This window comes from Streptomyces sp. NBC_00310 (assembly GCF_036208085.1).
Taxonomy (GTDB): Bacteria; Actinomycetota; Actinomycetes; order Streptomycetales; family Streptomycetaceae; genus Streptomyces.
Genome location: NZ_CP130714.1, coordinates 5,485,691 through 5,510,791 on the forward strand (window position 1 = coordinate 5,485,691; position 25,101 = coordinate 5,510,791).

A 25,101-nucleotide genomic window follows, 5' to 3' on the forward strand; every position below is an offset into this window, starting at 1 on the left:
GGGGCGCTGCAACCGCAGCGGGGTGGGTGACCTTCGGTAACCAGAAACCCCCCGTACATTCCCGGTCGGACCATGGGGCACGCGGGGCGCACGATGGCAGGCGGGGCGCACAGAATCGGCCAGCGGGGCGCGAGTGCAGGCCATGGGCGTGACCGAATGCGCTGTCGAGGTGTCACCGGTGGGAGCGAATCGGTTATTGATGCTTCTTCAGGCTGATCTGCGCTGAAATCCCGTCAGACCACCTGTTTCCAGGGGTTATTCACCCTCTCCATGTCGACATGTCACTACATCGCGTTGCCGACGTGTGACATTCTCTCCCCAGCGCGTTTGCCGTGGCCTCGCCGCCGGTATTCAGGTGGAGGTGGAGGCTGCGTTCCTTACGACGGAGCGTCCGCCGCGACCGTCCGCGACCCAAAGGGGGTGGCATGTCCGCAGACCAGGGCAGCTCGAAGGTGCTCACGCTCGACAAGAGCGAGACCGCGCCCGACGCTATCCAGGCCCCTCAGGACCTTCAGGCGCTTGAGGACCTTCCCGGTCCCCAGGCTCCGCCGGTGACTGACCTTCCGGCCTCGTCGGCCTCGGCGAACATCGACACCCGCACCCTGTCCCGCTCCCTGTTCCTGCGGCTGGCCGCACTGGACGAGAACAGCCCCGAGCGTGCCTATGTCCGGGACACCCTCATCGAGCTCAACCTCCCGCTGGTGCGTTACGCCGCCGCACGTTTCCGGTCGCGCAACGAGCCGATGGAGGACATCGTCCAGGTCGGAACGATCGGCCTGATCAAGGCGATCGACCGCTTCGACTGCGAACGGGGCGTGGAGTTCCCGACGTTCGCGATGCCGACGGTCGTGGGCGAGATCAAGCGGTTCTTCCGCGACACCTCGTGGTCGGTCCGGGTCCCACGCCGCCTCCAGGAGCTGCGCCTGGCCCTCACCAAGGCCAGCGACGAGCTGTCGCAGAAGCTCGACCGCTCCCCGACGGTCACCGAACTCGCCGCCGTACTGGGCGTTTCGGAGGAGGACGTCGTCGACGGCCTCGCGGTCGGCAACGCCTACACGGCGTCGTCGCTGGACTCCCCGGCCCCCGAGGACGACGGCGGCGAGGGCTCCCTCGCGGACCGCCTCGGCTACGAGGACACGGCGCTGGAGGGCGTGGAGTACCGCGAGTCCCTCAAGCCGCTGCTGGCCAAGCTGCCGCCCCGCGAACGCCGGATCATCATGCTCCGCTTCTTCGCGAACATGACGCAGTCCCAGATCGGCGAAGAGGTCGGCATCTCCCAGATGCACGTCTCCCGCCTCCTCACCCGGACCCTGGCCCAGCTCCGCGAGGGCCTGATCTCGGACTGAGTACGGCGACGCGTTGACACGTGACCGCCGGGGTGCCCTCGCAGGGGGCAGCCCGGCGGTTGTCGTGCGTGCGTATGGGTGAGTGGGCGCGGGTGTGTGTGTGGGGGCGGTGCTTCGGCGGGTGCGGGTGAGTGGGGGCTGGTCGCGCAGTTCCCCGCGCCCCTGAAAAGCAGGGGCTGCGCCCCGTGCTCTTCGGCCCGCCGGCCCGTCGTCGCCAGACCCAGAGGCCTGTGGTCCTTCAGCCCGCAGGGCCGTAGCCTTTCAGGCCCGCAGGGCCTGGTCCTTTAGGGGCGCGGGGAACTGCGCGACCAGCCGCCACCGGACCCGCACCCGCCGAAGCCGACGCCGCCGCAGCCACAGCCACAGCCACAGCCACAGCCACAAGATCACAAGAACCCGGCACACGGGTAGGCACCCGAAGCACCGGGCAAGCGGTTACGCCAGCGCGAGCCACACCACGGCGGCCACCACAGCCACCGCCGCGATCACGCCGATGATCACACCCACCCGCGGCCCGGAGGACCCGGCCGCGGCCGCGGCGGCCTGACGGCCCCCGGAAGGCGTCTCGTCGACGAAGGCGCGGAACATCTGCGTACTGCCCGCGGGGTCGTAGTTGCCCTGGGGGCCCTGGTTGTCAGCCATGGCCCGAGACCTTAGCGAATCGGGGAGGACGCGCCCAAGCGGGGTTCTCCGTCCGAGACCGTCCGAACGTTCTCCTTTGCCAAGACTTGGGCCGCCCACCCCCGATTTCATTTGCCTGTAGCAACCATCCAGACCTATGGTTGCCCTAAGCAACAAACACGGGAGGGGCTCCATGGCCGGGCAAGCGCACTACGAGGAGCTGGCCCGTCAGCTCAGCGCCATCGGGGCCGTGAACCGGGAGATCGCACGGATGCTGCCGTACGAGTGCCCCGGCGGCTCGGCGGGAGTCCTGACGCTGCTCGGCCGGCACGGCGAGATGCGGATGAGCAAGCTCGCCGAGCTGCTCTCCGTGGACATGTCGGTGACCAGCCGACATGTCGCGCACGTCGCCGAGCGGGGCTGGATCGAACGCCTCCCCGACCCGGCGGACAAACGCTCGCGCATCCTGCGCCTGACCCCCGAGGGCCGGGCCGTGGTCACCGAGCTGTACCGGCGCACCAGCCGGCTCATGGCCGACCGGCTGAGCGACTGGTCCGACGACGAGGTCGGACAGCTCGCCCGGCTCCTGGGCCGGCTGCGGGAGAGCTTCGACGCCACCGCGCCGAGCCGTACGCCCGTACAGCCGACCGTCCCACCCGCGTAGAGACCACCACCACAACCCGTACACCCGCAAAGACCACGTACGAAAAGGAAGCCCCATGGCAACGACCACACCAGCCGGTGTGCGGGCTCACGCCAAGCACGGAGGAGGCGCCGCCAAGGGTGCCCCCCACAGCGGCGGCGACGCCCCGATGACGCACCGGCAGATCATGGAAGCGCTGACCGGGCTGCTGCTCGGCATGTTCGTGGCGATCCTGTCGTCGACGATCGTGTCGAACGCGCTGCCGGACATCATCAAGGACCTGGGCGGCGGACAGAGCGCCTACACCTGGGTGGTGACCGCGTCGCTGCTCGCGATGACCGCGTCCACCCCACTGTGGGGCAAGCTCGCCGACCTGTTCTCCAAGAAGCTGCTGATCCAGCTGGCACTCGTGATCTTCGTGCTCGGGTCTGCCGCCGCCGGACTGTCCCAGAACGCCGGGATGCTCATCGGATTCCGCGCGGTCCAGGGCATCGGCATGGGCGGGCTCTCCTCGCTGGCCCAGATCATCCTCGCGGCGATGATCTCCCCGCGCGAACGCGGCCGGTACAACGGCTACCTCGGTGCCACCTTCGCGACCGCCATGGTCGGCGGCCCGCTGGTCGGCGGGGTCATCACCGACACCGACTGGCTGGGCTGGCGCTGGTGCTTCTACGTCGGCGTGCCCTTCGCGGTCATCGCCCTGATCGTGCTCCAGCGGACCCTGCACCTGCCGGTCGTCAAGCGCAGGGTCAAGGTCGACTGGGCGGGCGCGTTCCTCATCACCGCGGCGGTCTGCCTGCTGCTGGTCTGGGTGACCTTCGCCGGTGACAAGTACGACTGGGTGTCGTGGCAGACGTACGCGATGGTCGGCGGCACGGTCGCGCTGCTCGCGGTCTTCCTGCTGGTCGAGTCGAAGGCCAGCGAGCCGATCATGCCGCTGCGGCTGTTCCGCAACCGGACGATCGCGCTGGCCTCGCTGGCCTCGCTGTTCGTCGGTGTCGCGATGTTCGCGGGCACCATCTTCTTCAGCCAGTACTTCCAGCTGGCCCGCGACAAGTCGCCGACCATGTCCGGTGTGCTGACCATCCCGATGATCGCCGGTCTGTTCGTCTCGTCGACCGTCTCCGGGCAGGTCATCACCCGCACCGGCCGCTGGAAGGCCTGGCTGCTCGCCGGCGGTGTGCTGGTCACCTCCGGTCTCGGACTGCTGGGCACCCTCCGGTACGACACCCCGTACTGGCACGTGGCGATCTTCATGGCGCTGCTCGGGCTCGGCGTCGGCATGATGATGCAGAACCTGGTGCTGTGCACGCAGAACCAGGTGGCCCCGAGCGACCTCGGTGCCGCCAGCTCGGTCGTCACCTTCTTCCGCTCCCTCGGCGGCGCGATCGGCGTCTCGGCGCTGGGCGCGGTCCTCAGCCACCGGATCTCGCACTACGCGGAGGAGGGCCTCGCCGAGCTCGGCGTGTCCGGCTCCGCCACGGGCCACGGCGAGATCCCCGACCTGGACGCGCTGCCCACGCCGATCCGCACGGTGATCGAGAGCGCGTACGGCCACGGCATCGGGGACGTCTTCCTCTACGCCGCGCCCTTCGCCGTCCTCGCGCTCGTCTTCTCCTTCTTCATCAAGGAGGTCCCGCTGCGGACCAACGGAGCGCTCGCCCAGGCGGCGCAGGCCGAAGCGACGGGGACCGGGACGGACGACGGGACGGACGTGCCCGAGACATCGCCTGCTCCGGCCATGGCCATGGCCATGGCTTCGGTGACCGCCGACTCCGCCGAGGCCGCGGCTCCCACCGCGGCTCCCGCCACCACTTCGGTCACCGCTCCGGCCACCGCACCGGCCACCGCACCGGTGTCGGGCGGCGGCGGGATTCCCGTACGGGGTCATGTCCGCGGGGCCGAGGGCGCGTCCGTGCCGCGGGCCGCCATCACCCTCATCTCGCTCGGCGGGCGGCAGCTCGGCCGTTCGGTCGCGAGCATCGACGGGGCCTACGCGGTGGACGCTCCCGCCGCCGGATCGTACGTCCTGATCGCGGCCGCCGACGGGTTCCAGCCGCAGGCGTCCACGGTGGTCGTCACCGGCGAGCCGGTCGCGTACGACATCCTGCTCAGCGGTACCGGCGGGCTGAGCGGTGTGGTGCGGGCCGCCGGGGCCGGGCAGGCCGTGCAGGACGCCATGGTCGTGGTGACCGATGTGCGCGGGGACGTGCTGGCCAGCGGGCTCACCGGTGAGCAGGGCGAGTTCGGCTTCGGCGAGCTGGTGCCGGGCGGGGTCACCGTCGCGGTGAACGCCACCGGGTTCCGTCCGCGGGCCCTGCCCGTCGAGGTTGGCGGCACCGGGGTCACCCGGATCGAGATCGACCTGGCGGCCGGGGCCCGGCTCCAGGGGGTCGTACGGGCGCCGGGCGGGGCTCTGGCCGACGCCCGCGTGACCCTCCTCGACGCGGCGGGCAACGTGGTCGGCACGGCCACCACCGGCTCGGACGGGGCGTACGCCTTCACCGACCTGGACGGCGGCGAGTACACGGTCATCGCGACCGGCTACCCGCCCGTGGCCACGGCTCTGACGGTCAGTGGCCCCGGCGTCGACGGCCACGACATCGAACTCGCCCACCCCGGCGAGTAGCCCGGCGAGTCGTTGGACCACCGGCCGGTGGAGCCACCCCCCGCTCCACCGGCCGGTCGCGTGCTGAGGAGTTGAACGGACATGGGATCGACATCGACATGGGACTGAGACCGCGAAAATCCGCACCCGGGACGGATGGGCCGTGTCGCACGCGGTCGTCACGGTGACCGGTGGGGGTACCTCCCGCTCGAGCGAAGCCGAGAGTGGGGGAGCGGTACGCAGGTGCTGCGGGCCGAGGCGGACGCCGAAGGGGGCGTGCACGACCCGACACCGCTCGCGCCCGGCGCGTACACGGTGATCGTCACGGCGGTCGGCTACGCGCCGTTCGCCGCCGGTGCCCTGGTGACGGCGAGTCGCCGGGCGGAGGTCGGCACGGTCGCCCTCGCCCGGCCGGTCGACACGGAACTGCCCCCGCCCGGGTCCCTGGACCGTCGACCCGGCCCACTCCTCCGTCGCCGCCGTGGCCCAGCACCTCGGCATCTCCAGCGTCCGCGGCCGCTTCACCGACTTCTCGGCCTCCATCGAGATCGCCCCGGCCCCGGACGAGGGGACCAAGTCCCGGGTGGAGGCGGTGATCCGGGCCGCCTCGATCGACACGGGGAACGCGACGCGGGACCGGCATCTGCGGTCCCCGGACTTCCTGGACGTCGAACGGCACCCCGAGATCACCTACGTCTCGACCGGTCTGACCCCCGTCGGCCCGGACCGCTGGACCGTCCACGGCGAGCTGGGGATGCACGGGGTCGTCCGGCCGGTGGACCTGGACCTCGCCTGTCTCGGACCGGCGCGGACCCCTGGGGCGGCACGCACGCCGCCTTCCGGGCCACCACCGAACTCCGCCGCGAGGACTTCGCCATGAACCACAACCAGGTGGTGCGGGCGGGAATCGCGGCGATCGGTACGACGCTGAAGGCCGAGCTGGACGTGCAGGCGGTCCAGGGCGAGACGCTGCCGTAGGCACAGGGCGTGGGCGTGGGCGTGGGCGTGGGCGTGGGCGTGGGCGTGGGCGTGGCGCGTGGCGCGTGGCGCGTGGCGCGTGGCGCGTGGCGCGTGGCGCGTGGCGCGTGGCGCGTGGCGCGTGGCGCGTGGCGCGTGGCGCGTGGCGCGTGGCGCGTGGCGCGTGGCGCGTGGCGCGTGGCGCGTGGCGCGTGGCGCGTGGCGCGTGGGCGTGGGCGTGGCGCGTGAGCGTGGCGCGTGGGCGTGGCGCGTGGCGCGTGGCGCGTGGGCGTGGCGCGTGGGCGTGGCGCGTGGGCGTGGCGCGTGGCGCGTGGGCGTGGCGCGTGGCGCGTGGGCGTGGCGCGTGGCGCGTGGGTACGCACGACAGGGTCAGCCTCACGGGCGGGCCGAGGGCCTACGCTGACCGCCATGGCACGGAACATCGCGACCAACACCTCGGTCTCCCTCGAAGAGCTGCTCGACTTCGTGCGCCCCCGGCACCGGGCGCTCCTGCTCACCCGGCGGGCCGACGGCAGCCCGCAGGCATCGCCGTTGACCTGCGGCGTCGACGACTCGGGCCGGATCGTGGTCTCCACGTATCCCGAGCGCGCCAAGACACGTAACGCCAAGCGGGACGAGCGCGTGAGCGTCGTCGTGCTGAGCGACGACTGGGACGGCCCCTGGGTCCAGATCGACGGTACGGCGGAGGTCATCGACTCGCCGGACTCGGTCGAACCCCTGGTGGAGTACTTCCGGAACATCTCGGGCGAGCACCCGGACTGGGACGAGTACCGGGCCGCCATGGTCAAGCAGGGCAAGTCGATCATCCGGGTCACTCCGGAGAGGTGGGGGCCGGTGGCCACCGGCGGCTTCCCGGCGCGGCTGGCGTCCGGGGAGTAGTCAGCCCCGCCGTGCCATCACCTCGATGCCGGCGACGAGGGTGTCCAGGGCGTAGGTGAAGTCATAGGCGCGCATCTCCTCGACCGTGTCGCCGCCACGGGCCTCCATGAGGTCCGCGGAGTGCTGGATGACCTCGTGGGGTTCGAGGGTGTCGGACACCGCGCTCATGGCGTGCCGGAAGTACTCCTCCTGGGTCATGCCGGCCGCGGCGCAGCGCTGGACGAAGTGGCCCTCGATGGTGCCGAAGCCGTACACGAACTGGAAGACCGCCGAGATGGCACCGGCCTGGCCGCGCGCGGGCAGGCCGGTGCGGCGGATCACGCGCTGCACGGCGAGTGAGAAGTCGAGCGCGTGCGGGCCGATGTTGAGGAAGGTGCCCGCGAGCGGTGACACCCAGGGGTGGCGGACCAGGATCGCCCGGTACTCCCCGGCGAGCGTGCGCAGTTGGTCCCGCCAGTCCTCGTCGGAGTCCGCCGGGGGCAGCCGCATCTCGTCGAACGCCTGGTCCAGGGCCAGTTCCAGCAGGTCGTCCTTGGTGTCGACGTACCAGTAGACCGACATCGCGGTCACGTTCAGCTCGGCGGCCAGCCGGCGCATCGAGAACTTGCCCAGCCCCTCCGCGTCCAGCAGCCGCACGGCCGTCCCGGTGATCCGCTCCCGGTCCAGCCCCGACGGCTGCCGACCCCGCCCGTCCCGCGCCTTGCCTTCCAGCCAGACACTGGCTCGCGCGGACCCCTCGGCCCGACCGGCTGCCCTCACCATGAGCACCTTCCCAGAAACACGACGACGATCGTCCGTTCACTGGTGACGATGCTAGGCGTGCCGCGCCCCGTGAGGGGCGCGGGGAACCGCGCGAGCAGCCACGACGTACCCGCGGTCGCGAGAACACCGCACCCCCGAGCTATGAGGCGACCACCACCTCCGCATCCGCCTTCTCCGCCCTGCGCAGCAGCCCCGCCGCCACCAGCCCCCCGAGCAGCACGGCCACGGCCCCCACCAGCAGACTCGCCTCCAGCCCGGACGAGAACGCGGACAGCACCCCGGCCCTCTCCGCGGCCGTGTCCGCCGCACCCAACGCCGCGGGCAACGACGCCGCCGCCACCGAAACCGTCGCCGCGAACCGGGAGTTGAGCACCGCCCCCAGCACGGCCACCCCCAGCCCCGTCCCGAACTCCGCGAGCGTGCCGTTGATCCCGGCCCCCACCCCCGCCTTGGCCGGCGGAATCGCGCTCATGATCGCGTGCGCCATCGCGGGGTTGGCGATCGCGCAGCCCACCCCGATCAGCACCAGCCCGAGCAGGGTCCCCGCGTAACCGCCGGAGGCCATCGTCGCGACGGAGACCAGCCCGCCCGACATCAGCACCATGCCCAGCGCGATCGACACCGGCGTTCCGAGCTTCGCCGTCCACTTCGCCGAGAGGCCGGAGAAGTTGAGCGCGACGACGACCAGCGCGAGGGGCGCGGTCCGCAGCCCCGCCTCCAACGCGTCGTAGCCGAGCACGAACTGCAGATGCTGGGTGAGGAGGAACAGCGCGCCGCCCATGCCGAACGTGATCAGGACCACGCCGGCCACGGCACCCGTGAAGCGCCGGTCGCGGAAGAAGTGCGGGTCGAGCATGGGGTAGGTGATACGGCTCTCCCAGGATGCGAAGGCCGCGAGGACGACCACGGCGACGGCGGCCGTGGCGAGCACCCGGCCGGACGTCCAGCCGTGCTCGGGGCCCGAGATGATCGCGTACACCAGTGCCGTCATGCCGATGGTCGACAGCAGCGCGCCCAGCAGGTCCGGCCGGTCTCCCTGCGGGTTCTTCGACTCGGGGACCAGGGCGATCACGGCCACCACGCCCAGCGCGGCGACCGGCAGGTTGATCAGGAAGATGGCACCCCACCAGAAGTGGCCGAGCATGAATCCGCCGAGGAGAGGGCCGGCCGCGAAGCCGAGCGCGTTGACCGCGGCCCAGATACCGATCGCCTTCGGCTGCTCCTCGGGCGCGAAGATCTGCATGGCGACGGCGAGAGTCGTGGTCAGCAGCAGCGCGCCGCCGACGCCCATCCCGGCCCGCGCGGCGATCAACTGCCCGGTGGACTGGGCGAGTCCGGCCGCCAGCGAGCCGATGCCGAACAGCACCAGGCCCGCGATCAGCATCTTCTTGCGGCCGTAGCGGTCGGCCGCGCTGCCCGCGGTGAGCAGCAGCCCGGACTGCACCAGCGAGTAGGCGTTGATCATCCACTGGATGTCCGAGGTGGCCGCCCCCAGCTCCTCCGTGAGGGAGGGGATCGCCACGTTCAGCACGGTGTTGTCCAGCAGGACGGTGAGCTGCGCGAGACAGACGACGCCGAGGATCAGCCAGCGCTGCGGGTGGCCCTGGGTGGAGGGCGCGGTGGGCGCGGTGGAAGCGGTGGGGGTGGACATGATCTACACCGTAGAACAGTTCCTATACGGCGTACAACACGTATTTCTCCGACGTCCGAAAAGGGCGGTGGCCCGGGAGTTCGTCCGCCCCCGGGCCACCGCCCCGCTCACGCCACGGCCCCGCTCACGCCGCGGCCTCGGTCACTTCGCCTGCGTCAGGTCGTAGAACGTCGTGCCGTCGACCGTCACCGACTCGAAGTTCTCCTGGACCCAGGAGGTGATCTGCGAGGAGATGCCGTCGCTGCTGCCGCCCATGCCGCCGCCGGAGCCGCCGGCGATGAAGTAGTGGATCTTGCCGTCCGCCACGTACTTCTTGAACTCCGCGAGGGTCGGGGACGGGTCGGTGCCGTTGAAGCCACCGATCGCCATGACCGGGTCGCCGGTGGAGAGCTGGTAGCTCGCCGCGTTCTGGGCGCCGATGGCGGCGGCGGCCCAGGTGTAGTCACCGGCGTTCTTCTCCAGCAGTTCCTTGGCCTCGTCGCTGACGGAGGTGCCGTTGATCAGGCCGCCCATGCCGCCACCGCCGCCGCCACCCATGCCGCCGCCGTCACCGTTCCGGGTCTGGCCGTTGCCCTGGCCCTGCTGCTGGTTCTGGCCGCCGCCGAAGCCGCCGGTCGGGGGCTGGCCCATCTGACCGTTGCCCTGCTGGTTGTTCTGGCCGCCCTGCTGGTTCTGGCCGTTGCCCTGCTGGTTGTTCTGGCCCGGCATACCGCCACCGCCGCCACCGGGACCGCCGCCCATGCCGCCACCGCCGCCGGGACCGCCGCGGGCGCCCTGGACGGACGGACCGGCCGTCACGATCGAGCCGGTGTGGCCCTCGCCCAGGGTGGTGAGGGTGTACGCCGTCGGACCCGCCACCGCGGTGACGAAGCTCAGGCCCACGGCCGCCAGGGCCAGTTGACGCCCCAGCCTGGCCACGAAGACCAGGCCGAGCGCGGCGACCAGGCCACCGACGAGCACGACCCACTTGAGCCAGGGCAGGTAGTCGGACGAGCGGTTGAGGAGGACGTAACCCCAGACGGCCGTGGCCGTCATGGCGGCCGCCATGGTGATCGACGCCCAGAGCTTGCTCCGCCGGTCCCAGAGCAGAGCCGCGCCCATACCGATCAGCGGCGCGATGTAGGGGGCCAGGGCCACGGTGTAGTACTCGTGGAAGATGCCCTGCATGAAGCTGAAGACCACCATGGTGATCAGCAGCGAGCCGCCCCAGAGGAGGAAGGCCGCGCGGGTGGTGTCCGTGCGCTTCAACTTGCGGGTCGCCCAGATCGCGGCGCCCAGCAGGATCAGCGCGGCCGGGATCAGCCAGGAGATCTGGCCGCCGATGGAGGAGCTGAACATCCGGTCCCAGCCGGTCTCGCCCCAGTTGCCGCCACCACCGCCTCCGCCTCCGCCGACGCTGCCGGTCTCCTCGCCGTTGATACGGCCGAGACCGTTGTAGCCGAAGGTCAGTTCGAGGAAGGAGTTGTTCTGCGAGCCGCCGATGTACGGGCGGGAGGACGCGGGCCACAGCTCGACGATCGCGACCCACCAGCCGCCGGCGACGACCATCGCGAGCCCGGCGAGCAGCACCTGACCGACCCGCTTCTTCACCGGGGCCGGCGCGAGGACGACGTACACGATCGCCAGGGGCGGCAGGATCAGGAACGCCTGGAGGGTCTTGACGAGGAAGGCGACGCCGATGGCGACACCCGCCCAGACCAGCCACTTCGTCCGCGCCTTCTCCATCGCGCGCTGCGTGCAGTAGACCGCGGCGGCCATCAGCAGCGCGAGGGCCGCGTCCGGGTTGTTGAAGCGGAACATCAGCGCGGCGACGGGCGTGAGCGCGAACACCGCCATGGTGAGGAAGCCGGCCGTGGCGGTGAAGCGACGGCGTACGGCCGCCCACAGCACCCCGGCGGTGGCGACCGCCATCAGGACCTGCGGGAACAGGATCGCGAAGGAGTTGAGGCCGAAGAGCCGCACCGACAGCGCCATCGGCCACAGCGAGGCCGGGGGCTTGTCCACGGTGATGGCGTTGGCGGAGTCCAGCGAGCCGAAGAAGAAGGCCTTCCAGGACTGGCTGCCCGCCTGCACGGCCGCCGAGTAGAAGGAGTTGGCGTAGCCGGAGGCCGTGAGGTTCCAGGTGTAGAGGCCGCCGATGAGCAGCAGCGTGAGGAGGAAGCCGGGGCGTGTCCAGCGGTTGTCCTCCGGCCGGCCTCTCCACAGCCGCTTGGCGAAGGGCTGCTTGGGCTCACCGGCCCCGGGGGCCGGGGGCTCGGCGGGTGCCTCCGGAACCACCGGTTCCTGATGGGCCGTCGTCGACGGGTCCCGGTCGGGGCCGGGATCCCCCGCCCGGCTCGTCGTCTCGAACTGCGTGGTCATCGTGCGTTCCTCGAATCCTGATCGTGCGGGCGCACCGGCCGCATCGGCATGGTCGCGTCCCCCCAGGTGCGGTCCGCGGCTTCACCGGCGCGGAACTGGGTCGTGGTGTACGGGGCGTTCTCGTACGGGGCGTTCCCGTACGGGGCTCGGGGCGCCGTCGCGTACTCGGCGCGGTTGTTCTGGCTCACGGTCGGGCGCTGCGGCAGCGGGTGGAACCGGTCCTGGTGGCCGTACGGGCCGGGCTGACCGGGTCGCACCCCGATCGACGTCGGGTACGGGGGCGAGGCCGCGTCGGCGGGCTGGTGCGAGGCGACGACGGTCGAGCCCGGAGCAGCGGGCGTCCCGTCGTGGGACGACCCGTCACCCCGGTCCGGGAACACCCACGCCCGGAAGAGCAGGAACCGCAGCACCGTCGCCGCGAGGTTGGCGGCGATGAGGACCGCGAGTTCCGTGGAGTGCGCGGGGTCGGAGGTCGCCGCGTTCAGGGCGGCGAGCGAGCCGCTGGTGAGGGCCAGTCCGATGCCGAACACGACCAGGCCCTGTGCCTGGTGCTTGATGACACCGCCGCGGCCGCGGACGCCGAAGGTCAGCCGCCGGTTGGCCGCCGTGTTGGCGACCGCCGAGACCAGCAGGGCGAGCGCGTTGGCGATCTGCGACCCCGAGAAGGTCCGGAAGCCGCTGTAGAGGAGCAGGTAGAAGAGGGTGGAGAGGCCGCCCACCACGCAGAAGCCGAGGAGCTGGCGGGCGAGGCCGCGCGGTACGTCCTGGATCTCGCGGTCCCGGGGGTCGTCCCCGAACGGCCGGGCGAGCCGGTCCAGCGCGAGTGATCCGGTGGCCAGGGCCTTGCCGACCCGCCAGACACCCTTGAGGTCGTCGGTGGCGGTCTTCACGATGTGGACGGTGGAGTTCGGGTCGTCGACCCAGTCCACCGGCACTTCATGAATCCTGAGCCCGGCGCGCTCGGCAAGCACCAGCATCTCGGTGTCGAAGAACCACCCGGTGTCCTCGACGAGCGGCAGCAGCACCTGCGCCACGTCGCGGCGTATCGCCTTGAACCCGCACTGCGCGTCCGAGAAGCGGGCCTGCAGCGAGCCGCGCAGGATCAGGTTGTACGCACGGCTGATGAACTCCCGCTTGGTGCCGCGCACCACCCGCGAGGAGCGGGCGAGCCGGGAGCCGATCGCGAGGTCCGAGTGACCGGAGATCAGCGGGGCCACCAGCGGCAGCAGGGCGTTCAGGTCGGTGGACAGGTCCACGTCCATGTAGGCGAGGACCGGCGCGTCGGACGCGGACCACACGGTCCTGAGGGCCCGCCCGCGCCCCTTCTGCTCAAGTCGGAAGGACGTGACCTCGGGGAGCTCCGCCTCCAGCCGCGCGGCCACCTGCGGGGTGGTGTCCGTGGACGCGTTGTCCGCGATCGTGATGCGGAAGGCGTACGGGAAGGTGCGCGCGAGGTGCTCGTGCAGTCTGAGCACGCACGGCTGGAGGTCCTTCTCCTCGTTGTAGACGGGGATCACTACGTCCAGGACAGGCGTACCGGCGTTTCCGGCCGGGAGGTGCTCCCGCGCCGGCAGGGTGCCGGGAGAAGAGTCGGTTCGCATGACAACCACATTCGCGAGCCGCTCTGTTATGCCCGTGTGCTCACACTGTGGTGTGCCTGTGAGTCCGATTGCCAGTTTGTCGCGCCGGACACCAGGTCGTTCCCGTCGAACTCTCCGTCATGCCCGCCGTCGTACTGCGCGTCGTCGAGCTGCCAGTTCGCGGCGTCGTCGAGCGGTGGCACATCCCGGCCGAGGGCGGGCAGATGCACGGTGAACACGGTCCTGCCGGGCACGCTGTCGACGGTCACGGCACCACCGTGCGCGTCGGCCACGGCCTGCACGATGGCGAGCCCGAGCCCGGTCGACCCGGACGCCCTGGAGCGCGACGAGTCCCCTCGCGCGAACCGCTCGAACACGTGCGGCAGCAACTCCTCCGGGATGCCCTGCCCGTCGTCCTCGACATCGACGCACATCCACGGCCCACGCCGCTGGACGCGCGCGGTGACGGTCGTACCGGGCGGGGTATGCGTGCGAGCGTTCGCCAGCAGGTTGACGAGCACCTGCTGAAGCCGTGCCGCGTCGGCCGAGACGAGCGCGGGCAGGTCCGGCAGGTCGAGCCGCCAGTTGTGACTCCGCCCGGCGACACGCGCGTCGCTGACGGTGTCCACGACGAGGGGGATGAGATCGGTCTGCTCGAACTGCAGCGGCCGGCCGGCGTCGAGCCGCGCCAGCAGCAGCAGATCCTCGACGAGCATGGTCATCCGCCCGGACTCGGACTCGATCCGCCCGAGCGCGTGCCGGGTGTCGGGCCCGATCTCCTCCCTGCCGCGCCGGGTCAGCTCGGCGTAGCCGCGAATGGAGGCGAGGGGCGTCCTGAGCTCATGACTGGCGTCCGCGACGAACTGCCGTACGCGCGTCTCGCTCTCCTGCCGCGAGTGCAGGGCGCCGTGGATGTGGTCGAGCATGCGGTTGAGCGCGGCGCCCACCTGGCCGACCTCGGTGTGCGGGTCGGTCTCGGACGCGGGCACCCGCTCGTTGAGGGTGACTTCGCCCGTGTGGAGCGGCAGCTCGGAGACCCGGGTGGCGGTGGAGGCGACCTTGCGGAGCGGGCGCAGGGCCACGCCGACGAGGACGGAGCCGGCGATGCCGGCGGCGACGAGGCCGGCGCCGGTGACGCTGAGTTCGACAGCGATGAGGGTGTTGAGGGTCTTGGTGACGGAATCGGTCGGGAGCGCGACGTAGAAGTTGCCCCGGTTGCCCTCGACGTACTGGACCCGGTATTCACCGAGGCCAGTGATTTCCACGGTGTGGGTGCCTGTCTTCGACACGTCGGCGAGAGCGGCCACCTTCTCGGCGCTCAGTGCGACGGCCGTCATGCCCTCGAAGCCCTCGCTGTCGGAGGTCTTCTCCTTGGCCACCACAGCTTTCGTGATCCCGCCGGAGGTACTCACCTGGGCGACGACGGTGTTCTCCTCGGTGCCGCCCTTCGTGACGAACCCGAAGGGGCCGTCCGGCGGGGGCCGGTTGTCGTCACCAGCGCCCTCTGGCTTCAGCGGACCGCCAGAGGCACGCATGGCGACCTCCGTCACCTGATCGTTGAGCTGGTCGTTCAGGCGCTCGCTCAACGCGACCGTGGTCACCGTACCGATGACCGCACACACCACCGCGACCAACGCCACCACGGAGACGACGAGCCGCGTACGCAGGGTGCGCGGCTGTCGTCCTCGCCCTCGCCTCAGCTTCAGCTGCCTCTGCGTACGCGTCCGTCGTCGCCCGCTCATGACGCGGCGGGCTTGATCAGGTAACCGGCCCCACGCCGGGTATGGATCATCGGCTCGCGCCCGGCGTCGATCTTCCGCCGCAGATACGAGATGTAGAGCTCGACCACGTTGGCCTGCCCGCCGAAGTCGTACGACCACACCCGGTCGAGTATCTGGGCCTTGCTGAGCACCCGCCTCGGGTTCCGCATCAGGAACCGCAGCAGCTCGAACTCCGTGGCGGTGAGGTGGATGTTCGCCCCGCCGCGCGACACCTCGTGGCTGTCCTCGTCGAGCATGAGGTCACCGACGACGAGCACGGAGTCGGAGCGGCGGTCGGCGGCACCGGAGCGGCGGATGAGCCCGCGCAGCCGGGCGACGACCTCTTCGAGACTGAACGGCTTGGTGACGTAGTCGTCACCGCCGGCGGTGAGCCCGGCGATCCGGTCCTCGACCGCGTCCTTCGCGGTCAGGAAGAGCACCGGCACGTCCGGCAGCTCGCGCCGCAGCCGCCCGAGGACGGTGAGCCCGTCCATGTCGGGCAGCATCATGTCGAGGACGACGGCGTCGGGCCGGAAGTCCCGGGCGGTCTGGAGGGCACCCGTGCCGTCCCCCGCACTCCGGATCTGCCATCCCTCATAGCGCAGGGCCATGGACAGCAGTTCGGTGATCGACAGCTCGTCGTCCACCACAAGCACTCGGACGGGGCTCCCGTCCGGCCTCAGCAGTTCGGTGCGCCCCTGGGGCGAGGTCGTGGTCATGCTGGACACCTTGTCGGGGCCCCCTGAGAACACCCTTTCCGGAACCTGTGATTTTTCTGAGAAACGCACAGGCGCCTCTCAGGCAACCCTTGGGAAGATCCCCGACTTCTCGGACACCACCCGCGCCGACCAGCACGTTTCTGACCGTTCCCACGGCATTCGCCAGGCCGCCTCACCGCGAACCCACAGCCTCACGACCACGGCGGCACCCTCCCCGCGCCCCTGCCCTGACCCCGGCTTTATGCAAGCGCCGTCATGCTTCGCCCTCTCCCCTCACAAAGCCGTGGCTCCGCTCGACCTTGGCGATGTGCAGCGTGTAGCTCTCGTACCACTCGGCCCGCCCCCGCTTCTGCGCCGCCCGGTGCTCGACATCGCCCCGCCACGCCTCGATGGCTTCGGCGTCCCGGAAGTACCCCACGGTGATGGCCATCCCGCCGGGTGTCCGAGCCTGATCCATCCCGAGGAACCCCGGCACGCCCTTGACCAACTCCTCCAACCGGTCGGCGGTCTCCCCGTACCCGCTCTGGTCCTCGGTCCGCGTGGAGGTGAAGACGACGGCGTAGTAAGGCGGTTCGTGGGCGGGTACGGGCGCTACGGCAGATACGTCGTCCGGTGCGTTGTCCGGTGCGTTGTCCGGTGCTTCGTCGGGTGCGTTGTCCGGTGCTTCGTCAGGCGCTATCCGCTGATCACTCATGGCAACACTCTCGGGCCGGGCCGCGACCGACGTCCACAGCCTTTCCGAACGGGATCCCAAAGGGATCGAAGTCTTTACCCGCCGCACCCGCCGCGCCCATCGCGCTCATCGCCCCCGGACCCACCGCGCCCATGGCGCCCTGCCCCTTAGGCACCCTCAGGCCCTTCAGGCCCTTCAGGCCCCTCGGCCCCCCTCAGAACAGCCCGTCCTGCACGCTCCCGTCCCCCGGGCTCTTCAACTCCCGTACGGGCACGGTGAGGACGTCACGGGCTCCCTCGCCGACGGGAGCGGTCAACTCCCAGCCGGTCATGAGCCGCGTATCGAGGACGACGGTGCCTCGCCCGGTGGCCAGATGCAGATCGGGTCCGGCGACGGCGAGGACCTCACCGCCCACGACCCCACCGGCGACCAGCTCGGTCACCACACCGTCGGCGGCCGGCAACCCGCCGAGTCCGAACACGCCGAAGTGATCGACGGCTTGGAAGGGCACGGGCTCCAACGACTCGGGCCACCCGGCGAGCCCCAGGGCCCGCCCATGCAGCTCCGCCAGCTCCCCGACGCGCTCCTCGACGCCCGGCAGGTCGGCCCGCACGAGCCGCTTCTCGGTGTACGGAATCCGATCCGGCACCTTGAGCGCGGCCCGCAGCATCTCCTCCACCCGCCGCGCTGCCATCAGCGGCCCCCGCCCGAGCCACCCGAAGCAGACCGCCCCCTGCTCCAACAGCCGCGCCGGCCCCCGCTCGACCGCGGTGATCCCGACCTTCACTTGTGCGGGCCCGAACCACGCGAGGTACACGTGATACGGCCGCGGGTCATCGGCGATCGTGTCGGCGGCCACGGAATGCGCCCGGTCGAGCCGCGCACACTCCTCACACCGAGCCCCGATACTCCGCCCCGGCACCCCCGCACGCACCGGACACGGGTTCCCCCTGGCGCCGACGCACGTGCGACGCCCCTCGCTCACGACTCCGAAAGCCACCACCTTCCCCTGGGGCAATGGACTCCCCCGTCCACCCGCCCACCCCAACAGCGGCCCGTCCTCGCTCCACCGCAGCCCCGTACATCTCCACACGCGTGCCATCCCCCACGACGTTAGAGGGCACCACTGACAGCGCCTCCGCCCGGCGGTCCGGACCTCGGGAAGGTTCGTCGTCGGAAGGCGGCGATGCCGCGATGGCATGGCGAAGCCGGAGGCGGGGCGGCATGGCTCGGCGACGCGGCCGGCCGCGCCCCCCTCAGGGGCGGAACCCGGCGGTCGGGCCTACAGCTTGCTCATCTTGGTGTACGGGCTCAGGATCCGCTGTCGCGCGGAGCCGAAATCGACGAGGGCGGCGATCCCGTCCTCGATGCCGATCACTCGGCCGAGGCCGTACATGTCGTGTGTGACCTGGTCGCCCACCGCGAAGTGCTTGGGAGGCGGAGCGACCGGGGCCTTGAAGGGACTGGTGGGCAGATAGCGCTTCGGTGCACCTGGCTTTGTCATTGAGACCAGTATGCGCCAACGACGAGGGCCCCGGATCTCTCCGGGGCCCTCGTCTTGCTTGTGTGCACTCGGCAGGATTCGAACCTGCAACCTTCTGATCCGTAGTCAGATGCTCTATCCGTTAAGCTACGAGTGCTTGTTCTGTTTTCCCGCCGATCCTGGCCCTTTCGGCCCGCTCTCGGCGACAGGAAGAACATTACATGACTGCCGTCGCCATGTGAAATCCGTTTGCCATAGCCCTTGTGACCTGGGGAAACAGCTTCTGGGGCGCTCTCGGAGCGGGGTGGGGACGACGAAGCCCCGGTCGGGTGGACCGGGGCTTCGGTGATCAAGCGCGGAGGCGGAGGGATTTGAACCCTCGATGGGATTGAAGTCCCAAACCGCATTAGCAGTGCGGCGCCATAGACCGGACTAGGCGACGCCTCCAGCACAACCGCCCACGCGAGCGCGAGTGGTGCGTGCAGATGATGACACAGCCGGGTGGGCTGTCACCAATCGCCTCCCACGGTACTAGGCGGAGAGGCCGCAGGGCAAAGCCGTATGGCACGTCGGGAGTGGTGCGACGGCCTGACGGGGCGCCGCGGAACGGCGGACGTGGCGCCGCAACCGTGAGGCGGGCGTGACGTTAGTCAGGTCATGTCGCAGACCCCTCCCGCCGCGTCCCCCAGCCGTCCCGCCGCCGCCCTGGGCCGGCTGTTCCTCGGTGCCGCCGCCTCGCTCGCCGCGGCCGCCGCGGGCACGCTCGCGCCGGTGGCGCCGGACGCGTACGCCGCCGAAGCGGTGTCGCACGCGTCACTGCCCCTGCCCACACCCACACCCACGCCCGCGCCCGAGACCGGGGACCGGTTGACCGTCACCGTGCGCGAGGCCGGCGGCGGGGCGGACGGGACGTTCGAGCTGCGGTGCCACCCCCAGGGCGGCAGCCACCCGGACGCGCGTGAGGCGTGCGGGCGGCTCGATCGGCGGACGGTCTGGGGGAAGGATCCGTTCGCGCCGGTCCGGCCCGACGCCGTCTGCACGATGCAGTACGGCGGGCCGGCCACCGCGTACGTCACCGGGACCTGGGCCGGGCGACGCGTCGACGCCCGCTTCGACCGCGGCAACGGCTGCGAGATCGCCCGCTGGGACGCACTGGTGCCCGTGCTGCCGGACCTCCGCGCCTAGGAGCGCGTATAGAGGGGGTAGAGAGGGAGGAAGAGAAACCAGCCACCCGACGCGCGGCGCCGACAGCCCCCTCGACACCCGTGCACAGCCCGTACATATGTGCCGCGGGCAAGTCCGTCGGGCAAAACACACGGTCACGGCACCCCCGTCCGCACAGTCACGGCATCTCCGTATGTTCGGTGTGCGACCTCCCTCTCATCCGGCGTCGCGAGCGCAACCTCTGCCCGTAGACTCCCTCGCGTGACACGTTGCGGGCCGGTTGGCAAGATGGCCATGGGCCCAGCGGTCGGCAAGGTGCGGTAACAGGGAGGAAGCGTCTCGTGAGCAGCAGGCCATCCCGAGGCGCTGCTCGCCTCGCAGCCATACTGGACGCGCTGCCCGATGCGTTGGTGCTGGTCAACGCCAATGGGACCGTCGTCAACGCCAACACGATCGCCCTGGAGGCCTTCGAGACCCCCGGGACCGCGTTGGTCGGGCGCGGGTTGCTGGACCTGCTGCCCGAGTTCGACTCCCGGCTCATCCCGGGCTCCATGCGGCGGCCCGACACCATGGACCCGACCGGGCGGACCAAGCCGACCCGGATGACCGCCCGCCGGACCGACGGCAGCGAGTTCCCGGTCGAGGTCACAAGCGCGAATCTGGAGAACGGGCAGCAGGCGTACGACGGTTACGGCTACGCCAACGACGAGCTGCTCATGCTGGTCGTACGGGATCTTTCGGGCACCGTCGACACCGAGGCCGAACTCGCGCGTTCGCAACGGCAGACCGAGATGATCCTGCGGGCCGCGTCCGAGGGCGTGGTCGGGACCGACACGGACGGCAGGATCGTCCTCGTCAATCCGGCCGCCGCCCAGATACTGGGTTATCGGGCCAGTGACCTCGGCGGACGCGAGCTGCACACCCTCGTGCTGCACTCCCGCGAGGACGGCGCCCCCTTCCCGTACACCGAGTCGCCGCTCGCGGACACCCTGAAGTCCGGGCGCAAGCACCGGGTGCGCGGGCAGGTGCTGTGGTCGAAGAACGGCGAGAAGGTGTCGGTCGACCTGACGACCGCGCCGGTGCGCGACGGGGATCAGCTCGTCGGCGCCGTGATGACGTTCACCGACCGGCGGCCGTACGACAAGCTCGCCGAGGAGAAGGACGCCGAGGCCGAGACGCACGCGGAGGAGCTGGAGCGGCTCGCCAAGGAGCACGCCGAGGAACTCGCGGGCGTACGCGAGGAGCACGCCGCCGAGCTGGCCGAACTGGCCGAACAGCACGCCGAGGAGCTCGCCGCCGGCGACGAGCGGTACGCGGCGCTCGGGGAGCGCGAGAAGGACCGGTACGAGGCGCTGGCCGCGCGGCACGAGCAGCTGCTCGCCGTGCTGGGCACCTCGCTGCGCGGCCCGCTCGACCAACTCCGCGGTGAACTGGGCACGCTCGCCGCCGACGACGCCGGGCAGCTGTGGCCCGAGGCCAACCAGGTGCTGCACCACCTGACCGCCGGGTACTCGCGGATCACGACGCTCATCGACAACGTGCTCGGCTACCAGCGGATCGACGCGGGCGAGGACACCCTGGTGCGTACGGCCGTCATGCTCGACGCGGTCGTCGCGGCCGGGGTCGACGGGGCCGTGGAACTGGTCGGGCCGGGACGGGTGCAGTTCGCCGTGCACGCGCCGCCCATCGAGGCCGAGGTGGACCAGGTGCGGCTCGCGACCGCGCTCGCCCATCTCGTCGCGGATGTCGCCGGTGTCGACGCGACGGGCAACGCGCCCATGTCCACCGGCGGCTACATGGACAACACCGTCGTCGTGGCGGCCGCGCAGCGCGGTGAGGTCGTCCGCATCGAGGTGCGCGGGCCATACGCCGGGGGAGACCCGGTGCACCAGCCGATCGTCCAGGGGATCGTGCGGGCGCACGGCGGTGTGCTCCAGACGGTCGAGGTGCCGGGGATGAGCGGCAGCGCGTATGTGCTGGAGGTGCCGCTGGGTGGCGGTGCCGGGGCGGTCCCCTCGCAGGCGCTGCCCGCCGAGACGGGCGTCGAGGCCGAACCCGAGTACATGGCGACCGGTGCCGAGGTCTCCTTGCCCGACCAGGCCGCCGCCGGTGGCGGCGGCGGGCGGCGGCGGGCACGGCGATCGTCGGTGGACGCGTTCCTGGAGAGCGAGGACGCTCCCGAAGGTGGGGAGGGCGAGACCGCTGTCGCCCCGACCGGGCGGCGCAGGCGCAGGGCGGAGGACGCGGCGGCCGCGGCCGGTGCGGCAGCCGGGTCCGGCGAGGCCGCCGGACCCGCGCAGGGCGCCGAGGCCGAGGGCTCCGGAGGTACCGGGCGACGGCGTGGACGTGCCGCCTCGGCCGAAGCCGCCGGTGAGTCCGTGGCCACCGAGGGCGCGGTCGTCACGGCGGCCGAGCACGCGGCGGGTGCCGCTGCCGCCGCCTCCGGCCTGGGCGGGACGGTGCCGCCGCAAGGCGTGCCCGCGCCCGGCGGACGGCGCGCGCGCCGGGAGCCCGTGGCACAGAACGCTCTGCCTCCGGCGCTGCCGGCGGGGCCGAGCCCGGTCACCGAGGCGACCGCCGACGACGCCGCGTCCGGCGAGGCGGGCGGCGCCCAGCAGCCCACCGGACGCCGTCGTCGCGCCCTCGGGGGCGGGGAGGAGCGCGCCGCCGCGCCCGCACCGGGTGCGCGAGCGGTCTTCGCGCTGCCGCCGGCCGAGGCCGACCGGGGGCCCGAGTACGCACAGGCGGCCGGACTCGGTCCGCTCCCCCTGCCCGCGGGACCGGGTGCGCCCGGCACGCCCATGCCGCTGCCGGCAGGCCCGGCCGGACCCGCCGTGCCCGTGCCCGCGCAGGGTGCGGGGTACGACGGTGAGGGCGGCCAGGGTGTGGCCGCTGCGGCCGGGGGTATGGCTGCTGCGGCCGGAGGGCCGGTGCCCGCCGGAGGGCCGGTGCCCGCCGGAGGGCCGGTGCCCGCCGGAGGGCCGGTGCCCGCCGGAGGGCCGGTGCCCGCCGGAGGGCCCGTGCAGGTCGGAGGACCCGTGCAGGCCGCGGGAGTTGTGCCTGCCGGAGAGCCGGTGCCTGCCGCCGGGATCGGGCAGCAGGTCAGTGGGGGAGGACAGCAGGGCGCCGGAGCCGGGCAGCAGGTCCCCCAGAATGGTCCGGGGGCGCCGGGTGGCGTCGCCGGTGCGGGTGCGGGTGCGGGCCAGGTGGCCGGTGCCGGGCAGGGCCCCGGCGCGGGTCAGGCCGCCGGTGTGGGTCAGGCCCCCGGCGTGGGTCAGGCAGCCGGTGTGGGGCAGGCTCCTGGCGCTGGTCAAGGCGCCGGTGCCGGGCAGAACCCGGGTGCGGGCCAAGTGACCGTCGAGGGCCAGATGTCGGGTGCCCCGGCCGGGGGTGCCGACGACGGTCGCCACGACGCCGCGCTGCACGACCCGACCGACCACACCCCGCCGCAGCCGCACCCGGTGCCCACGCCGACGGGCCGCCGCCGGGCGGCACGGCAGACCGCTCCCCAGCAGGGTGACGGCGTGGCGACGATGGCTCCCGCACAAGGGGTGCCGCCCCAGGGTGCTCCCGCGCAGGGGATTCCCCCGCAGGGAGGACCGGAACAGCCGGTGCCCGCACAGGGCGCACCCGTGGCCACCGCACAGCCCGTGCCCGCCCAGGGTGTCCCGGGCGGCCCGCAGCAGGTGCCCGCGCACGCCGGAGCCCTCGGCCACTCCGTCGTCGTACCGGGAGTGCAGGGCCTACAAGGGGTCCAAGCCGTTCAGGGTGTACAGGGCGCGCAGCCCGTCCCCGCCCAGGCCCCTGGCGTGGCTCCCGGTCAGCCCGCCGCGGCGGGAATCGCGGCCGCGCAGTCCGTCTCTCCGCAGGGGGCCCCGGGGGGCGCCGCTCAGGCAGCCGCCGGGCAGGCGGCCGCAGGCCAGGCCGCTGCCACCCAGGCCGCTCCAGGACAACCCGACACCGTCGGACAGACCGCCGTCGGACATCCCGTCGCCGCGCAAGGCGCCGTCCCGCCGCAAGGTGCCCCCGGTGGCGCACAGCAGGTGCCCGCGCACGCCGGAGCCCTCGGTCACTCCGTCCTCGTACCGGGAGTGCAGGGCGCGCAGCCCGTCCAGGGCGTCGCCCAGCCCGTGCCCGCACCAGGGGTGCCCGGCGCCCAGCAGCCCGTCCCGGCTCAGGGTGCGGCCGCGGCCCCCGGCGCACCCCAGCCGCAGCAGCCCCAGTCCTGGCCGGACCCCCGCCAGGAGACCTCCGGGGCCGCCATCCCCGTAGCCGCTCCGCAGGCGCCGCTGCCCCCGCAGTCCACCCCCTCCTCGGGCACTCCGCTGCCGCCGGAGGTCGCCGTACAGCAACAGCCGCGCGCCGCACAGCCGTTGCCCGCCGAAGCCGCGGCCCCGGCCCCGGCCCAAGCCCCGGCTCCGTCTCCGGCTCCGGCCCAAGCCCAGGTTCGGGCCCAGGCCGCCCCGGTCCCCGCCGCCGCTCCCGCCCCCGTCGACCCCAACTCCACCCAGGGACGGTCGATCAGCGTGCGGACGCTCGGCCAGGGCGTCCCGTTCTCCCGCCAGGGCGGTCCCCAGGCGCAAGCCCAGGCACAGGCACAGGCACAGGCAGGCGCACAGACGCAGCCCCAGACCGGAGCCACACCCGCACCGAATCAGCCCGGTGGTTCCGGCAGGCGCCGCAAGCTCGGGACACCGCCCCAGGGGGTCGGCCGACCCGAAACGTCCGCGCGCCCCCACCCGCAGTCCACCCCGACCAACGGCACCGGTATCAGCATCGGCACCGGCACCGGCACCGGCACCGGCCAGACCCCGCCGCCCGCCCAGGCGGCGGCCCAGCCCCAGCAGGCAGCCGCGCATACGGCGCAGCCCTCCCTCGCCGGCCAGACCCCGCTGCCGGCCCAGCCCTCCCTCGCCGGGCAGGTCCCGCTCCCGCCGCAGCCCTCCCTCGCCGGGCAGTCCCGGCTGGCGGGCCGTACGGAGGGTGCCGGGCGGTCGTACGCCATAGGGGCACCCGACGAGAACGCGGCCGAAGGTCCCGAGCCGCTGGACGGGCCCGGCGGCGCCGTGGAGGTCCCCGACCGGCCGCATCCGCAGCCGATGGACGACGAGTTGCCTCCGGAGCCGCTGGACAACCCGCGCCGGCTGCTGGTGTGGCCCGCGCCGGACGCGTCGACCCATCAGGCGCTGAGCGACCGCGGCTACCGGCCCGTCATCGTGAACTCCCGCGAGGACGTGGACGCCCAGATCGCCGCCTACCCGGCCGCCCTGTTCGTCGACCCGCTGACCGGCCCCATCACCCGCACGGCCCTCCAGTCGCTGCGCCAGGCCGCCGTGGCCGCCGAGGTCCCCGTCCTCGTGACGGCGGGACTCGGCCAGGCGACGCGCGAGGCGGCGTACGGCGCCGACCCGGCCATCCTGCTGAAGGCGCTCGCGCCGCGCGACTCCGAGCAGCACCCGCCGCGCGTCCTGCTCATCGAGGAGCACGCGGAGATCGCGCTCGCCCTGACCGCGACGCTGGAACGGCGTGGCATGCAGGTCGCACGGGCCGCGTCGGACGCGGACGCCGTCACGCTGGCCGCGCAGATGCGGCCGAACCTCGTGGTGATGGACCTGCTGCAGGTGCACCGCCGCCAGGCCGGAATCATCGACTGGCTGCGGACGAACGGCCAGTTGAACCGCACCCCGCTCGTCGTCTACACCGCCGCCGTCGACCAGTCCGAACTCCCGCGCCTGGCCTCGGGAGAGACGGTCCTCTTCCTCGCGGAACGCTCGACGAGCCCCGAAGTACAGACCCGCATCGTGGACCTGCTGGCACGAGTCGGCACGAACTGATCCCCCCACGCATGGCGGTGGGGCGGTGTTTCACGTGAA

16 protein-coding genes, 2 tRNA genes and 1 pseudogene are annotated in these 25,101 nt (G+C 72.2%); 7 read left to right on the forward strand and 12 right to left on the reverse strand.

What is annotated here, in order from left to right; all coding sequences use genetic code 11:
* The first annotated feature begins 425 nt into the window (after positions 1 to 425).
* Complete coding sequence (locus tag OG202_RS24090; RefSeq protein WP_257543447.1) at positions 426 to 1,346, forward strand: RNA polymerase sigma factor SigF; 921 nt, start codon at positions 426 to 428, stop codon at positions 1,344 to 1,346.
* A gap of 435 nt (positions 1,347 to 1,781) precedes the next feature.
* Here OG202_RS24090 and OG202_RS24095 read toward each other — a convergent pair whose 3' ends face one another.
* Entirely contained in the window at positions 1,782 to 1,988 is a 207-nt protein-coding gene (locus OG202_RS24095) for a hypothetical protein (RefSeq protein ID WP_326581052.1), read from the reverse strand.
* A gap of 172 nt (positions 1,989 to 2,160) precedes the next feature.
* Between OG202_RS24095 and OG202_RS24100 the strand changes: the two genes are divergently transcribed.
* The 4 genes and pseudogenes from OG202_RS24100 to OG202_RS24115 all read left to right on the forward strand — a co-directional run bounded on the left by OG202_RS24100 (position 2,161) and on the right by OG202_RS24115 (position 7,075).
* On the forward strand, positions 2,161 to 2,631 hold the full coding sequence (locus tag OG202_RS24100) for a MarR family winged helix-turn-helix transcriptional regulator (protein ID WP_327728861.1): 471 nt from the start codon (positions 2,161 to 2,163) through the stop codon (positions 2,629 to 2,631).
* A gap of 55 nt (positions 2,632 to 2,686) precedes the next feature.
* Complete coding sequence (locus OG202_RS24105) at positions 2,687 to 5,239, forward strand: MFS transporter (protein WP_328223580.1); 2,553 nt, start codon at positions 2,687 to 2,689, stop codon at positions 5,237 to 5,239.
* A gap of 118 nt (positions 5,240 to 5,357) precedes the next feature.
* Positions 5,358 to 6,196, forward strand: a pseudogene (locus OG202_RS24110) (YceI family protein).
* 408 nt (positions 6,197 to 6,604) lie between these two features.
* Positions 6,605 to 7,075: a PPOX class F420-dependent oxidoreductase gene (locus tag OG202_RS24115; RefSeq protein WP_327728859.1), complete on the forward strand. Its 471-nt coding sequence runs from the start codon at positions 6,605 to 6,607 to the stop codon at positions 7,073 to 7,075.
* On the opposite strand, the gene OG202_RS24120 is transcribed toward OG202_RS24115, so the two are convergent.
* The 11 genes from OG202_RS24120 to OG202_RS24170 all read right to left on the reverse strand — a co-directional run bounded on the left by OG202_RS24120 (position 7,076) and on the right by OG202_RS24170 (position 18,511).
* Positions 7,076 to 7,837 (reverse strand): TetR/AcrR family transcriptional regulator, encoded by a 762-nt coding sequence (locus OG202_RS24120; RefSeq protein ID WP_326581044.1) that lies wholly within the window; start codon positions 7,835 to 7,837, stop codon positions 7,076 to 7,078.
* A 139-nt stretch (positions 7,838 to 7,976) separates the two neighbouring features.
* Positions 7,977 to 9,488, reverse strand: a complete 1,512-nt coding sequence (locus tag OG202_RS24125; protein ID WP_327728858.1) for an MFS transporter — start codon at positions 9,486 to 9,488, stop codon at positions 7,977 to 7,979.
* Positions 9,489 to 9,629: 141 nt separating this feature from the next.
* Positions 9,630 to 11,849 carry an ArnT family glycosyltransferase gene (locus tag OG202_RS24130; protein WP_328223582.1) on the reverse strand — a complete coding sequence of 740 codons (2,220 nt, stop codon included), beginning with the start codon at positions 11,847 to 11,849 and terminating at the stop codon, positions 9,630 to 9,632.
* The gene (locus OG202_RS24135; RefSeq protein ID WP_328223583.1) at positions 11,846 to 13,450 is read right to left on the reverse strand and encodes a bifunctional glycosyltransferase family 2/GtrA family protein; all 1,605 of its coding nucleotides are present in this window, start codon (positions 13,448 to 13,450) and stop codon (positions 11,846 to 11,848) included. Before OG202_RS24135 ends, OG202_RS24130 begins: the two co-directional genes overlap by 4 nt.
* Positions 13,451 to 13,476: 26 nt before the next feature.
* Positions 13,477 to 15,171, reverse strand: a complete 1,695-nt coding sequence (locus tag OG202_RS24140; RefSeq protein WP_327728856.1) for a sensor histidine kinase — start codon at positions 15,169 to 15,171, stop codon at positions 13,477 to 13,479.
* Complete coding sequence (locus OG202_RS24145) at positions 15,168 to 15,908, reverse strand: response regulator transcription factor (protein ID WP_046912936.1); 741 nt, start codon at positions 15,906 to 15,908, stop codon at positions 15,168 to 15,170. Before OG202_RS24145 ends, OG202_RS24140 begins: the two co-directional genes overlap by 4 nt.
* A 253-nt stretch (positions 15,909 to 16,161) precedes the next feature.
* Complete coding sequence (locus tag OG202_RS24150) at positions 16,162 to 16,602, reverse strand: antibiotic biosynthesis monooxygenase family protein (protein WP_328223584.1); 441 nt, start codon at positions 16,600 to 16,602, stop codon at positions 16,162 to 16,164.
* 193 nt (positions 16,603 to 16,795) lie between these two features.
* Positions 16,796 to 17,683 (reverse strand): DUF2797 domain-containing protein, encoded by an 888-nt coding sequence (locus OG202_RS24155; RefSeq protein WP_328223585.1) that lies wholly within the window; start codon positions 17,681 to 17,683, stop codon positions 16,796 to 16,798.
* 180 nt (positions 17,684 to 17,863) lie between these two features.
* A complete protein-coding gene (locus OG202_RS24160) occupies positions 17,864 to 18,085 on the reverse strand; it encodes a hypothetical protein (RefSeq protein ID WP_013002359.1) in 222 nt (73 codons plus the stop codon).
* A 63-nt stretch (positions 18,086 to 18,148) separates the two neighbouring features.
* Positions 18,149 to 18,221: transfer RNA gene (locus OG202_RS24165), tRNA-Arg, on the reverse strand.
* A 199-nt stretch (positions 18,222 to 18,420) separates the two neighbouring features.
* A tRNA-Ser gene (locus OG202_RS24170) sits at positions 18,421 to 18,511 on the reverse strand.
* Between the two features lie 210 nt (positions 18,512 to 18,721).
* Between OG202_RS24170 and OG202_RS24175 the strand changes: the two genes are divergently transcribed.
* Both OG202_RS24175 and OG202_RS24180 read left to right on the forward strand, forming a co-directional pair.
* Complete coding sequence (locus OG202_RS24175) at positions 18,722 to 19,249, forward strand: SSI family serine proteinase inhibitor (protein WP_327728853.1); 528 nt, start codon at positions 18,722 to 18,724, stop codon at positions 19,247 to 19,249.
* Between the two features lie 320 nt (positions 19,250 to 19,569).
* Positions 19,570 to 25,062, forward strand: coding sequence for a PAS domain-containing protein (locus OG202_RS24180; RefSeq protein WP_328223586.1), 5,493 nt, complete (start codon positions 19,570 to 19,572; stop codon positions 25,060 to 25,062).
* Positions 25,063 to 25,101 lie beyond the last annotated feature (39 nt).

Bases quoted from the DNA above. Each gene is read 5' to 3' on its own strand.
- OG202_RS24090 (WP_257543447.1), top strand. From the start codon at position 426: ATGTCCGCAGACCAGGGCAGCTCGAAGGTGCTCACGCTCGACAAGAGC.
- OG202_RS24095 (WP_326581052.1), bottom strand. From the start codon at position 1,988: ATGGCTGACAACCAGGGCCCCCAGGGCAACTACGACCCCGCGGGCAGT.
- OG202_RS24100 (WP_327728861.1), top strand. From the start codon at position 2,161: ATGGCCGGGCAAGCGCACTACGAGGAGCTGGCCCGTCAGCTCAGCGCC.
- OG202_RS24105 (WP_328223580.1), top strand. From the start codon at position 2,687: ATGGCAACGACCACACCAGCCGGTGTGCGGGCTCACGCCAAGCACGGA.
- OG202_RS24115 (WP_327728859.1), top strand. From the start codon at position 6,605: ATGGCACGGAACATCGCGACCAACACCTCGGTCTCCCTCGAAGAGCTG.
- OG202_RS24120 (WP_326581044.1), bottom strand. From the start codon at position 7,837: ATGGTGAGGGCAGCCGGTCGGGCCGAGGGGTCCGCGCGAGCCAGTGTC.
- OG202_RS24125 (WP_327728858.1), bottom strand. From the start codon at position 9,488: ATGTCCACCCCCACCGCTTCCACCGCGCCCACCGCGCCCTCCACCCAG.
- OG202_RS24130 (WP_328223582.1), bottom strand. From the start codon at position 11,849: ATGACCACGCAGTTCGAGACGACGAGCCGGGCGGGGGATCCCGGCCCC.
- OG202_RS24135 (WP_328223583.1), bottom strand. From the start codon at position 13,450: ATGCGAACCGACTCTTCTCCCGGCACCCTGCCGGCGCGGGAGCACCTC.
- OG202_RS24140 (WP_327728856.1), bottom strand. From the start codon at position 15,171: ATGAGCGGGCGACGACGGACGCGTACGCAGAGGCAGCTGAAGCTGAGG.
- OG202_RS24145 (WP_046912936.1), bottom strand. From the start codon at position 15,908: ATGACCACGACCTCGCCCCAGGGGCGCACCGAACTGCTGAGGCCGGAC.
- OG202_RS24150 (WP_328223584.1), bottom strand. From the start codon at position 16,602: ATGAGTGATCAGCGGATAGCGCCTGACGAAGCACCGGACAACGCACCC.
- OG202_RS24155 (WP_328223585.1), bottom strand. From the start codon at position 17,683: ATGGCACGCGTGTGGAGATGTACGGGGCTGCGGTGGAGCGAGGACGGG.
- OG202_RS24160 (WP_013002359.1), bottom strand. From the start codon at position 18,085: ATGACAAAGCCAGGTGCACCGAAGCGCTATCTGCCCACCAGTCCCTTC.
- OG202_RS24175 (WP_327728853.1), top strand. From the start codon at position 18,722: ATGTCGCAGACCCCTCCCGCCGCGTCCCCCAGCCGTCCCGCCGCCGCC.